The sequence below is a fragment of the Marinomonas sp. PE14-40 genome (assembly GCF_051623805.1).
Lineage (GTDB): Bacteria > Pseudomonadota > Gammaproteobacteria > Pseudomonadales > Marinomonadaceae > Marinomonas.
Genome location: NZ_CP130700.1, coordinates 2,163,814 through 2,177,160, shown reverse-complemented (window position 1 = coordinate 2,177,160; position 13,347 = coordinate 2,163,814). Strand labels below are relative to the sequence as shown.

The following is a 13,347-nucleotide window of genomic DNA, read 5'->3' as shown; positions in this document are numbered from 1 at the left end:
CATTTTACGACAGCTCAGCTAACATCTCATCTGAGTATTCTATCAAAGCTTTATTGTATCTCACTTTTTCAATATAATCAGGGTTGGCTATAAAGGGCCTGCCTATGGCTAAAAGATCAAATTTTTCTTCTTCTATCGCTTGGCTACCTGTTTCAGCGCTGAAGCTGCCAACGCCTACTAGCGTTTTATGATAATGTTTTCTGACATAGCTTGAAGCTCTACCACCTAGGTAGTCAAATTCCATCGCATCATCGAAAATACCTATGTGTAAGAAAGCCAAGTTACGTTTTTCAAGTTCAGGTAGTAGGTAATCAAATACTTCTTTGTCTTTTGGGTTACCTTCTAGATTAAAATAAGCACCAGGGCTTACTCTTAGAGCGGTTTTCTCATTACCAATTCTCGCTGTAATGGCATCTACTACCTCGAGGGCAAAGCGAGACATATTCTCTGGTGTTTCTCCGTAATTATCATTTCGCTGATTACTTGCATGATGTAAGAATTGGTCGATGAGATAGCCATTAGCACCATGTATTTCAACCCCGTCAAATCCTGCATCTATAGCATTTGAAGCAGCCTGTGCATAATCTTTCACAAGTTGATTGATATCTTCCTGAGTGGCTGCTTTTGGCGTTTGGTAAACCAGCTCTCGCATTCTAGGTACAGTACCCTCTACTTTAATAGCTGAAGGTGCCAGTACATCTGTTCCAAAAAAGTGTGAATGAGCCACTCTGCCAGTATGCCAAAGTTGCGCAAAAATTCTGCCGCCTTTTGCATGTACTGCCTGAGTAACTTTTTGCCAGCCTTCAATTTGTGCACTTGAATATAGCCCTGGTGTATTAGGGTAACCTTGTCCATCGGGGCGAATGATGGTTGCCTCACTAATAATTAATCCTGCATCAGCGCGTCTAGCATAATAATCTGCGACTTCTTGGGTAGGCACTAAATCATTATCAGCCATGCAACGGGTGAGCGGTGCCATAAGAATACGATTTTGTAATTTGATACTGTCGTTTAATGCGTATTCTTCAAATAAATTAGCAGTCATTTTTAATTCCTATTGTTTACCTGCGACTTTGAAATAACAGGTGTATACCTTGAATGTTTATTCAAGATATAACTGTTTGAGTAATCATTCAAGGTTTATTTTGAATAAACATTCAAAATAAAGTATTATTTTTCAATCATACAATAAGTGAGACAAATTCAATGCCACCGGCAAAGTTCGATCGTGAACAGGTGTTAAGGTCTGCAATGAACACCTTTGTTCAAAAAGGCTATAGCAAAACAAGCATGCAGGACTTGACCAAATCTACAGGCCTTCACCCAGGTTCAATCTATTGTGCTTTTGAAAATAAGCGCGGGTTACTATTGGCTGCATTGGCTCAATACAAACAAGATAGTGAATTAAAATTTAAAGATCACTTTACGCAAGATGTCGCTGTATTGGATTCTCTAAAGCAATACCTTGATGCCATAGTGCTAGATTGTGCTGAGAAAGAAGGCAACAAAGCGTGTCTTTTAACTCGAGCACTGACTGAAATAGCAGATCAAGATAAGGAAATTAAAAGTGTAATTAGTGATAGCCTTTATGATTGGCAAAAGGCATTTCAGAATCAATTCGAAATAGCTATCGAAGCTAAGGAACTATCTCCAAAATGTGATATTTTCCATATGTCGCGTTACCTCTCTATGGGGATTTATGGGTTACGTACTTTTGCTCAAACCAACACAACCCAAGTGATTTTACAGGAATTGGCAGATCAACTTTTTAACGATATAAAACGCTTAAGTCTTACTCACTAGTATAAGACTAAAGGTGCATATATTTTAAAATTAAAGACTCTATATGATGGTTAATGAATAGCGTTTTTAATTTGTATTCAGTTGAATTTAGCCTCATTTGATTAGGATGACAGTATGTTTGATGCATTAGTATTGACACAAGAAGATAAAACGACAAAAGCAAAAGTTGAACAATTAGAAATAGGCGATTTGCCCTCAGGAGATGTGCTTATTGAAGTGGCTTGTTCATCTCTTAATTATAAAGATGGTTTAGCAATCACAGGAACGGGTCGAATTATTCGAGATTTTCCTATGGTTCCTGGGATTGATTTTGCCGGTACTGTTGTTTCTTCAAATGATGCTAGATACCAAGAAGGCGATTCTGTCATCCTGACTGGTTGGGGAGTGGGTGAGAATCATTGGGGTGGCATGGCTAAAATGGCAAGGGTAAAAGCTGATTGGTTAGTGCCTATGCCAAAAGGATGTAATGCAGATAAAGCAATGATGATAGGCACAGCAGGCTTAACTGCTATGTTGTGTGTTCAGGCTTTGCAAAGTGCTAATATTAAGCCCGAATCTGGTGAGGTATTGGTGACAGGCGCTAGCGGTGGCGTAGGCTCAGTTGCGGTGAAGTTATTATCAGAACTAGGTTATCAAGTCGTCGCATGCTCGGGTAGAGTTGAAGAAAATGGACCATTATTAAAAGAGCTTGGTGCTAAAGAAGTGATTGACCGACATGAGCTTGAGCAAGATGCTAAACCACTAGAGAAACAGCGTTGGGCTGGTGTGGTCGATACCGTTGGGAATAAAATATTGGCTAAAGCTTTAGCGCAAATTGACTATGCAGGTGCTGCCGCTATTTGTGGTTTAGCTGGTGGATTCGCTTTACCAACAACGGTGATGCCTTTTATTCTTCGTGGGGTTAACTTGTTGGGTATTGACTCTGTACACTGCCCAATAGAGAAAAGACTAGCTGCCTGGGAGCAAGTAGTAGACATTCTACCTGAGTCTTTTTATCAAGCAGCATGTCAAAAAATCAGCTTAAAAGATGTGCCTAGCTATGCCGAGAAAATCATAAAAGGCCAAGTAACGGGTCGTGTATTAGTCACACTTTAATATAAAATAGAGCTAAGCCTTGATAGTGCTTAGCTCTATTTTAAAGTGGAGCGTTTCTAGTTATATGTGTAAGTGATCTAAAGGATAAAAGAGCTAAATGAGTAAAGTTAAAAGACCTGTAAATCGTCATAAAGCCTATCATGCACATGTGTACTTCGATGAGTCGACATTAGCTTTAGCAAAACAAGTATGTTTACAGGCAGGTGAAATACATAAAGTGAAAGTCGGTAGAGTTCACGAAAAGTTAGTGGGCCCGCATCCTAAATGGAGTTGTCAAATCGCTTTTTCGACAAGTGTTTTTGATACTTTAATTCCTTGGTTGGAAGTAAATAGGCAAGGGCTGAGTATTTTCGTTCATGGTCTAACGGGTGATGACTTAAAAGATCATACTGAATACGCTTATTGGTTAGGCGAACCAGAAGAGCTTAACCTTGCAATGTTTCGATAAATAAAATGTTCGTACGTTTCCCTTAACAGGTAAAACAACGGGTATAAATTCCGCAACTATTTCTTTCAAACCTTCAGCTCTCCAATTTAAGAAGAGCAAGCATTCTCTAGCAGATTAGCTTATTTGAACCATACTTATTTAACGCTTTTAGCCATGACTCTCTACAGCAAGGCTGAGCAGATTTAAATTTAAGGGGTACTTATGAGTAATCAACCAATCATAGCAAATAATAAACCTATGAAAATTAGCCTAGAGATGGGGCAAGAGTATTACTTCTGCACCTGTGGTCGCTCAACAAAACAACCTTTTTGTGATGGTTCCCATAAAGGCACAGGCTTTAAGCCCCAAATGTTTAAAGCAGATTCTAATGATGATGCTTATTTGTGTGCTTGCAAACATAGTGCGAATACCCCATTTTGTGATGGCTCACATAAAGCGTTTTCAAATGAACAAGTAGGTAATGAAGGGCCTGGTATTCAGCAATCTAAAGGTTCAATGCCTATAGCCGTTGCTACAGAGGAAGAGCCAACCCTAGCATTCATTCATCAGTTAGCGAGAGAAGGCTTATCCAAATTAGGACATCATGGGCCAATGACATCAATGGGGGTACCAAGACACCTCTTACCCCATTGGGATGATTTACAAATTATGACGGCACAAATGGCAACCAAGCCTTTACTAGAAGATGTGCCAGTAGCCACTGAGCTCATTATTGGGCCCAATGCCAATAAGCCTCTCAAATTAGATATTCCATTATTTGTTTCTGATATGAGCTTTGGAGCTTTATCAGAAGAAGCAAAAACCGCATTAGCCATGGGAGCAGAGTTAGCTGGTACGGGTATTTGCTCTGGTGAAGGCGGTATGCTGCCTGAAGAGCAAGCTGCAAATAGTCGGTACTTCTATGAATTAGCTAGTGCCGGATTCGGTTATCAAGAAGAGCTGCTAAAAAAGGTTCAAGCTTTTCATTTTAAAGGTGGGCAAGGTGCTAAAACAGGTACGGGTGGGCACCTTCCTGGTAATAAAAATAAAGGAAAGATCAGCCAAGTTCGGGGTATTCCTGAAGGTCAATCTGCGGTTTCTCCACCGACCTTTAAAGATTTACATAGCTTAGATGATTTTAAACGATTCGCCGATAGAGTAAGAGAAGTGACTCAAGGTATTCCTGTCGGATTTAAATTAAGTGCAAATCATATCGAAGCCGATATGCAATTTGCTCTAGATGCTGGTGCGGATTACATTATTTTAGATGGTCGTGGCGGTGGTACTGGGGCAGCTCCTGAGATGTTTCGTGATCATATTAGTGTCCCAACCATTCCTGCTTTAGCGCGAGCACGACGTTTGCTGGATGAACAAGGAAAGTCTGGTCAGGTTACGCTTATTATCACAGGTGGTATTCGAACACCCATAGACTTTGTTAAAGCCATGGCACTTGGTGCGGATGGCGTGGCTGTTTCAAATAGTGCCATGCAATCCATTGGTTGTGTCGCTGCCAGAATATGCAACACGAATAATTGCCCAGCTGGAATCGCAACTCAGAATGAAGATTTGCGTCAAAGACTCAATGTTGAAAAATCGGCAAAACAGCTAGCAAACTTCTTTAATGCCTCAGCTGAGTTGATGGCTGTGATGGCAAGAGCTTGTGGCCATAATCACCTGAATCAATTTAATAAGAATGATCTAGCCACTTGGCATAGGGCAATGGCGTACTTATCTGGCGTGAGATATGCTGGTTTTTCTCAAATAGATTATTGAAATGTAAGAGGGGCTAGCTGTCCCTAGCTCCTCTTTCTTAATATTTTATCTGTAGTTTATTGAGGATTTATTAAATCTCCTAGAGCTTGATAGCTTGGCACTGTTTTATTTGCGCCAGCTTTTAATAAGTCTTGAGATGAAAACTCACCTACTAAACCAACTACAAAGCAACCTGCTGCTTTAGCGGATATCACGCCATTAGGAGAGTCTTCAATAACTAAACAATGCTTAGCAGTTAACCCATTGCGTTTTATGCAAGTTAAATAAGGCTCAGGGTGAGGCTTGTGCTGAACCACGTCATCACAACAAATTAAGTCCTTAAACTCATTTAATAATGCATGACGTTCAATAAAACAAGCCATTTGCTTTCTAATTGATGAGGTGACGAGATAACAAGATTTATATCTCGCTGTATTCTTAATAAAATCTAAAGCACCCTCAATGGCTTGGATTTGATGTATGCCCTGATCAAATAGGTCCCTTTTGTAATTTAGTAATGTCTGCGAGTTTTGTTGATGTAGTGCTGCAAAATGATCAAAAAAATGTGATTCTGGACTGCCTTGAAACGACATGATTTGATCATGATTATAAGGGATTCCAAAGGCATCTAATGTTGCCGTTTTTGTTTTCACATGTAGCGGCTCTGAATCTGCTATCACACCATCAAAGTCGAATATAATCGCATCAAAATTTATGTGAGTGGAAGCTTTGTTAACCGTAGAATTAAACAATGGAAACTCCTCTAGCATCAATGCTGACATGGACTTCACTCTGATTAGAAAAAGGTTCATCGAAACTGTAATCTATCATAAAGAGAGGTACTCCCCATGGCGTATCTAATTGGTACTCAGTGTGGCTACCGAGATAAACTGACTTGATTACTTTGGCCGGAAAGTGCAATGCATCGCTTGTTTCTGGGTTCACAAACTTTAAGGCATTAGGACGAATAAATACTTGGTGCTCTCCTTTCGATTGACTACCCTGATAACTAAATAAACTGAACTCATCACGCTTAAAGACTATTCTCTCTTCTACTTGGGTGAGATTGCCAACAAGCTTGTTTGCGTCACCGATAAACTGAGCGACAAAATCATTTTTAGGTGATTTATACAGCGTTTCCGGGCTCCCAATTTGGCTGATATTTCCGTCTTCCATCACAATAATCTCATCCGAAATAGCCAAGGCTTCTTCTTGGTCATGGGTTACATAGATAGCTGTCACGCCTATCTCTTGCTGTAGGTCGCGGATATCTTGCCTAACCTGACGTCGTAATTTCGCATCTAGGTTTGATAGCGGTTCATCGAAGAGTAAAACATCAGGTTGAATAACAATTGAGCGAGCAATCGCCACTCTTTGTTGTTGCCCACCTGACAGCTCACTGGGAAAGCGCGATGTTAAGTGGGTGAGTCCCACCGTTGCCAACGCCTTATTTGCTTTATCTAGCATTTCTGACTTTTGTGACTTGTGATTACTTAAACCATAACAGACGTTTTGTAATACTGTCATATGAGGAAAGAGTGCATAGGATTGAAAGACCATGCCCACATTACGGCCAGAGGCCGAAACTTTACTGACCTCTTGACCACTAATGTATATTTCACCTGATGTCGGTAGTTCTAGGCCTGCAATCATGCGTAAAGTAGTCGTTTTACCGCAACCAGATGGACCTAATAAGGTCACCAATTTGCCTGAGTCTACTTCAAAATTAATGGATTTAACGACTTGGGTATCGTTAAACGCTTTAATCACATTTTTAAATATTACTGAAGAGTTGTGTGACATGTTAATACCTGACTATTTTTGTTTTTGTACGTGATTTAAAAGACGTTATTTTTGTGCTCTTAAAAAAACTCGACGTTTACCGACAAATAGCTTCATCAATAAAATGGCGAGGCTCATTATGACGATTAGCGCAGTGGCATAAGCGATAGCAACGCCAAAGTGGTTGCCTTCAACTAACCCTATGATATAAGCAGACGATAAGTTGTAATCCGCACTGACCAGAAAAATGACGGCACTGATACTGGTAATAGAGCGAATAAAGCTATAGATCATCGAAGAAACAATTGCTTGCTTGATAAGCGGGAAGATAATGCGCCTTAAAGTGGTGAAGCCTGTTGCACCCAGTGTGATGGAGGCTTCATCCAAACCTTTGTCTAACTGAGATAAAGACGCGATGCCTGAGCGTACACCCACTGACATATTACGAAATACAAAACAAAGCACGATGATCATGCCTGTATAAGTTAAATCAATGGGAGCCTGATTAAAGGCGATCACGTAAGATACACCAATCACTATGCCTGGGATCGCAAAGCTCAACATGGTGCCAAACTCAAAATAAGCCTTACCAGGAAAGTCCACACGAGATAATAAGTAGCCAGTTAATAGGCCCAAAAAGGAGGTTAACGGCATGGCTATAATAGCAAGCAAAAGAGTGGTGAAAAGAGAGTCCCAAGCGACACCTGTTGCCACCAAAGCGTTATTCATAAACTCCACTCTAAAGGCTTCTGCGTAATGTGACAGAGAGAAGGAATTATCTACGCCCCAAGTTTCAACAAAACCGCCTAATAAAATCATGACATAGATAGTCAGTGTGAATGCAACCCAAGGCAGAGCAGTTCCAATAGACAAAAACTTGACCAGTTTAGGTAGCGGGCCATAACTACCGCCATCACCTTTACCTGTTACCGTGGTGTAGCTGGTTTTACCGACCCATTTCTTTTGAATGAAGAAGGTGGTTAAGGTGAATATGAGCAGCACAATTGCTAGGGTAGCTGCTTTGCCATCATCGGCAGAGGCTCCAGCAATAGCAAAAAATATTTGTGCTGAAAGGACTTGATAGTCCCCCCCTAATACAAGGGCGTTACCTAAGTCAGCCATACTTTCAATAAAGCCTAATAGAAATGCGTTAGCCAGACCTGGCCTCATCAAAGGCAGCGATACTGTAAAGAAGGTTTTAGTCGGGCTCGCACCTAATGTTTGAGATGCTTCTTCCATAGAAGGGCTGACACCTTCAACCACGCCAATTAAGACTAAAAAAGCGATCGGTGTATAAGAGAGAGTTTGTGCTAACCATAGCCCCCAAAAACCGTAAATCCAGCCTCCTAGCTCGACTTCAAATACGCTGTTTAGCCATTGAGTCAAGGAACCAGATGCACCCAATAATAAGATCAGAGCCATGCCCACAACAAAAGGCGGCGTGATCATGGGCAAAATGCTAAAAAAGCCTAAGAATTTTTTACCAATAAATTGTGTACGCGTCACTATCAAGGCAAATGCTAACCCTAATAAGGTTGTGCTTAACCCTGTCATGATGGCAAGAAAAAGCGTAGACCAAGCGACGCCACAAATAGAAGTGGCATTGGGGCCGCAATCTAGTCCCCATAAATTGATAATGGCAAAACGTTGGTAGAAGGCTTGAAATGAATAACCAACCTCTTCAATGAAAAAGGCACGAATGAGGATGTTGATGACAGGAAAGGCGACAAATACTAAGACTAAAAAAATGATAATAATGAGGCAAGATGTTGCAAAAACATCGCCTTTCATAAATCCACGATAGGCTAAACCACTGGCAATCATGAGTAAGAAGCTGAGCACCATTAATAGGGTGCCTGCACCTGTGCCTAATTGATAGGCATCTTCAGGAAGAAGCGGAATAAGCCAATCAAAATTAACCCCAAAATCGCCTACTAAAAAGGCTTGTACTAAGGTAAAGCCAAGGCCAAATAAACCGTAATGTAGCTGACGCTTGAGAAAAAGAGCTTGTCTTAGGTGATTTGAACTTTTATGGCTGAGGACATAGTCGACCATGTAAAGTGAAAATGGGATAAGGGGTAGTGCTAACCAATACTTTTCTAATTGAATAAGTTGGTTTAGAAGTGGTGCTGTTTCTTCCATGAAAAGAAAATTTATTGTTAGCCATTGGAAAGACCAAAAGTTTCCATCAATTCGATACCAAGGCATTAACAGGACGGCAATAAGCCCCAATATTAATGTGTTTCGATGAAATTGGTTCACGGGTAAGTTCTCCCAGACGTGAGACATTAATGACAAAAAAGAGATTAGAAAGGCATAAAGTTAGTGTTATGACTTTGTTGTAAGTATCTGTTTGAAAACGCTAACTCAGAGGTGTCTGAGCTAGCGTATTTTTGTTAACGTGAGATAGGGAAAATTTCATTGGTCCATTTTTGAATGATGGCATTCTTAAAGGACTTGGTAGAATAGCGTGAGTCAGACAGAATTAATTTAGCATCGGTTAACTGTTCTGAACCTTTTGGTGCTGCCGCTGAAGTATTAGAAGGGAACTGTAATGATCCCACACTAGCTAATAGTTCTTGCGTTTCTTTTTCATATAAAAAGGTGGTGAATGCTTCGGCTGCTGCACGGTTAGGTGCTCCGCGAACAATACCAACAGGCCCTACTTCATAAAGAGTGCCTTCGCATGGGGCGATCATTTCAATCGGGAAGCCTTTTTGTCTCAAATCGACGATGTCATGGCCAAATCCTATACCAATGAGCGTTTCACCCGCGGCTGCCATTTTTACGCCTTTAGAGCCTGATTTTGTATATTGGCTGACATTTTGGTGAACCTTAGTAACGGCATCCCAACCTTTTTCTTGGTCTCCGTCAAAAGCTTGTAACATGGTTGCCGCAAACTTATAGGCAGTACCAGACGTGTTCCAGTTAGCCACGACAATTTGATTTTTATAAGCCGGTTTTTCAAGGTCTTTCCAACACATAGGCTTTGGAATATCTAACTTCGTTAACAAGTCTGTATTGACACCTAAACCTAGTACCCCCATGTAAAGTGCCCCGAGGCGATTACCACTATCCCAGGTTAAAGATGACGCCCAAGGTTGAACGGATTCATCTACTGGGTATTTATGCTGAGAAAATAAGTCGTCTTGCAGCGCGGTTTTATACGGATCGTCTGTACCATAAAAGGCAACATCGACTTTAGATTTGTAGACTTTCTCTTTACAGTTTTCTAATGCATCATCGGTAACAGATTTACATTTACGTTTAGCTGCTCGAGCAGATTTCTCTAGTTCACCCTTAATTCGGGACATCATTTCACTGGTGCTTAAACGAATAAACTTGGCTTCGAATTGATTTGTTCCGTTAACTTGAGCAACTTGGCGGTTAAACTCATCAATGACCACAGCGCAAGCGGCAGATTCGGCGCCACAATAGGTAACTAGTTTGCCATTAATTCCTTTTAAATACTGATAGTCACTTGATGCTGCATTCGCAGGGGTTAGAATTAAGCAAGAGGATAGACCTAGAAGTGCTGGAATGAGTTTAGACTTTTTGAGAGATTGCATAATATTTCCTGTTGTTTTTATTGTGTCCTATTCATCTTGTAAGTTGGAGGGTTTATATACAAACATTTTAATATTAAAGAATTTGGTTATATTTGTTAGATTTAAAATAAATGACAAGAGGTTGTAATATTTGTAATTTTTGTAATATTAAAACCAAATTATAAGGTGTAATTTATTAGCATAAGAGATATTTTATATTGCTAGGTTAATTTATAGGTTTCCCTATGAGTAGAGTGAAAATATTAGTTGTTGATGACGATAAGGATATCCTAGACTTTTTAAAGAATTTTCTGCAGGAAAATGAGTTTGAAGTTTACTCCCAGGATCATGGAGAGAATGTATTAACATTAATCGAAGAGCATAAAATTGACTTATTAATTATCGACTTGAAGTTGTCAGGTATGAATGGCCTAGACATTTCTAAGGATGTCGCTTTAAATTTTGATATTCCTATTATTATGATTTCTGGTGTTAACGATGATATTGAAAAAATTGTAGGTCTTGAGTCGGGCCTCGATGACTTTATTGATAAACCTTTTAATCCAAGATTGCTTTTGGCGAGAATTCGTTCTCGTTTGAGGCGTTCTTTACAACCTCAAAAAGAAAGATTAAAAGCAAAAGAAAGCATGACTGGTAAGCATCATGCAGATTTAAGCTTTGGCGATTTTCTGTTGGATTCGAAACGTTGCACCTTATATCGAGAAACGGAAGGTTTTATAGAGCTGACTAATACTGAATTTAGGTTGCTAGAGTTTTTTGTAAAAAATGCGAATAAAATTATCTCAAGACAAGATTTGTCGGATGAGCTGGGACTAGAATCTAGCTCTTATATGATGCGTAGTATTGATGTACTGATATTAAGGCTTAGACGAAAGATAGAGCTTATTCCTTCTAAACCTAAATACCTCCAAACACGGCGAAATCGTGGGTATATGTTTTCGACAGTGTTAGAAGGTGAAGATGAATAACTTGCTTTCTCATAAAAATAAAAGTCGTCTAATAAGCCTTCTCATTATACTTTTTCTAATCTGTCTAAGCAGTATTTTATATCTCTCAGAGGGTTTTTATCGTAATAATCAAACCCTAATAAATAATCAAAATAACAATGAATTGTTATTGTCCGCTATTGATCTTATGCAGGTTTCACAAACCTTGAATGGTTTAGATAAGCAGCGCTCTCCCAGTGTTTTTTCCTATGAATATACCCAAACATTACAAATATACAGACAAATAAAAGCTGATTTAGAGGTTCTAAATGCTGTTGAGTATAGCAAGCAACTTGAGGAGATTATCGTACTTTTAGACTCGTTTAATAGCGTTGTAAAAGTGAGGAACGATTACAATTACCGTAAGAATAACCTCAGAGTCACTGTTGATAATGGTATAAACCTCAATGCTAATAATGAAAAACTTTATCTTTGGAATTTATTGAAATCTGCAATTGAAGCAAAAAACCTGTTGTCATTAGGAGAACTTTATCGCGATTTTATTCATGTTGTTGAGTTAGTTGAAAGTGAAAACGATGCAGAATCAAAAATAATTAAAAACATTTCTTTTGGGGCATTAAATGTTTTTTCGACATTAGAGAAAATTATCACGCTTAATGTTGTTTTAAATAGGAATCTTGAAGAGATCGTTATTAAAACGAATTTCCTTTCGAATGAAATAATATCAAATTCAGATAATAGGCTAGTAGATAAGGGTTTTATTGAAACTAAATCTATTTATTTTTTATCTCTTGCTTTTGTTTTATTTTTTTCTTTATATCTTGTTATTACTATTTTTTCATTAATTAGAAAAAATAGAAAGGTAATGCTGTCTCTCTCTGATATCTCAGACATTAAGTCATTTGATAAAAATGACATGATATCTAGTGAGTTAACTGATAAAGATCTATTGTTCTATAGCAAAATGATACCTTCGATTGTTAGAGAAAATAATGCTAATTTTATTGTGCTAAATAAAAGTGATAGTCCCATTTATTGTTCAAAAGCTTTTTATGATCAGAATAAAACCGCCTTACTAAAAACTCAAGAACGAGATCGTCAAGATAGATTAATTTACCAGGTACAAGATAATCACTATTTTCTTTCTCTTGCACATAACCAGCAAAATGAAGCGTTGGACCTTGATGCAATTGAGCCATTATTCTCCGTTGAAATTGCGTCAATCCAAAAATTAGGCAGTAGTGAGTTTAGGTTAGTCTTCATTAAATCTGAATCAGATGAGCAATCGAAACAAAGCGAAAGGCTGGATTCCTTGGCTATCATCACGGGCGCAGTGGCTCACGATATCAATAATATGATCAGTGTAATCGTTAGTTCACTGGGTATTTTGCGTGACTCGAAATCACTTATCTTGTCAGAAGATGGAAAAGTGATTGATAGAGCTTTGTTTTCAGCAGATAAAAGTATCAGTTTGATTGATCGCTTATTAACCTTCTCCCGTTGTAAAAAGCTTGCACCTGAATTAGTTGAAATCAATGATCTCTTAGAAGGTCTTTATGAGGTCATTTGTTTTGCCACAGATGAGAAGGTTAAAGTTGAGCTTGTTTTGACTGATAAGCCTTTATATACCTATATCGATCCAGGGCAACTAGAAACCAGCATCATTAATTTATGTATTAACTCCAGTAATGCTATTCAAGACGAAGGTGTGATAACGATATCTTCCAAAGTGAATGCGGCTGATAAATTAACGATTAGTGTGGAGGACAATGGTCATGGCATTCCGAAAAATATTCAGGGGCGTGTGTTCGAGCCTTTTTTCACCGGTCGTAAAAAGGGAGAAGGGCATGGATTAGGCTTGAGTATGGTTTATGGCTTCGTTAAACAAAGTGGCGGTTCTATTGAGCTCTCGAGCCAGATAGGGCAAGGCACCTTGGTTTCCATTAGTTTTTCTTTAAAACACAGTTAGAGA

Annotated in this window: 11 protein-coding genes; 6 read left to right on the top strand and 5 right to left on the bottom strand. The window is 39.0% G+C overall.

Going from position 1 to position 13,347, the window contains the following annotated elements; genetic code table 11:
• Positions 1-4 precede the first annotated feature (4 nt).
• Positions 5-1,045, bottom strand: a complete 1,041-nt coding sequence (locus Q0A08_RS09970; protein ID WP_438466833.1) for an alkene reductase — start codon at positions 1,043-1,045, stop codon at positions 5-7.
• A 161-nt stretch (positions 1,046-1,206) separates the two neighbouring features.
• On the opposite strand from Q0A08_RS09970, the gene Q0A08_RS09965 reads away from it, so the two are divergent.
• The 4 genes from Q0A08_RS09965 to Q0A08_RS09950 all read left to right on the top strand — a co-directional run bounded on the left by Q0A08_RS09965 (position 1,207) and on the right by Q0A08_RS09950 (position 5,098).
• Positions 1,207-1,803 (top strand): TetR/AcrR family transcriptional regulator, encoded by a 597-nt coding sequence (locus Q0A08_RS09965; protein WP_438466831.1) that lies wholly within the window; start codon positions 1,207-1,209, stop codon positions 1,801-1,803.
• A gap of 114 nt (positions 1,804-1,917) precedes the next feature.
• Positions 1,918-2,898: an MDR family oxidoreductase gene (locus tag Q0A08_RS09960; protein WP_438466829.1), complete on the top strand. Its 981-nt coding sequence runs from the start codon at positions 1,918-1,920 to the stop codon at positions 2,896-2,898.
• Positions 2,899-2,995: 97 nt separating this feature from the next.
• Positions 2,996-3,346: a DOPA 4,5-dioxygenase family protein gene (locus tag Q0A08_RS09955; protein WP_438466827.1), complete on the top strand. Its 351-nt coding sequence runs from the start codon at positions 2,996-2,998 to the stop codon at positions 3,344-3,346.
• A gap of 201 nt (positions 3,347-3,547) precedes the next feature.
• Positions 3,548-5,098 carry a glutamate synthase-related protein gene (locus Q0A08_RS09950; RefSeq protein WP_438466825.1) on the top strand — a complete coding sequence of 517 codons (1,551 nt, stop codon included), beginning with the start codon at positions 3,548-3,550 and terminating at the stop codon, positions 5,096-5,098.
• Between the two features lie 56 nt (positions 5,099-5,154).
• Here the strand turns inward: Q0A08_RS09950 and Q0A08_RS09945 are convergent, their stop codons facing one another.
• The 4 genes from Q0A08_RS09945 to Q0A08_RS09930 form a co-directional block, all read right to left on the bottom strand.
• Complete coding sequence (locus tag Q0A08_RS09945) at positions 5,155-5,829, bottom strand: HAD family hydrolase (RefSeq protein ID WP_438466823.1); 675 nt, start codon at positions 5,827-5,829, stop codon at positions 5,155-5,157.
• Entirely contained in the window at positions 5,822-6,880 is a 1,059-nt protein-coding gene (locus Q0A08_RS09940; RefSeq protein ID WP_438466821.1) for an ABC transporter ATP-binding protein, read from the bottom strand. The genes Q0A08_RS09945 and Q0A08_RS09940 overlap by 8 nt, the downstream gene beginning before the upstream one ends.
• A gap of 45 nt (positions 6,881-6,925) precedes the next feature.
• Entirely contained in the window at positions 6,926-9,121 is a 2,196-nt protein-coding gene (locus Q0A08_RS09935; RefSeq protein WP_438466819.1) for an ABC transporter permease, read from the bottom strand.
• A 134-nt stretch (positions 9,122-9,255) separates the two neighbouring features.
• Positions 9,256-10,428 carry an extracellular solute-binding protein gene (locus Q0A08_RS09930; RefSeq protein WP_438466817.1) on the bottom strand — a complete coding sequence of 391 codons (1,173 nt, stop codon included), beginning with the start codon at positions 10,426-10,428 and terminating at the stop codon, positions 9,256-9,258.
• A gap of 224 nt (positions 10,429-10,652) precedes the next feature.
• On the opposite strand from Q0A08_RS09930, the gene Q0A08_RS09925 reads away from it, so the two are divergent.
• The gene (locus Q0A08_RS09925) at positions 10,653-11,396 is read left to right on the top strand and encodes a response regulator transcription factor (protein ID WP_438466815.1); all 744 of its coding nucleotides are present in this window, start codon (positions 10,653-10,655) and stop codon (positions 11,394-11,396) included.
• A gap of 148 nt (positions 11,397-11,544) precedes the next feature.
• Entirely contained in the window at positions 11,545-13,344 is a 1,800-nt protein-coding gene (locus tag Q0A08_RS09920) for a sensor histidine kinase (protein ID WP_438466813.1), read from the top strand.
• The last annotated feature ends 3 nt before the right edge of the window (positions 13,345-13,347 follow it).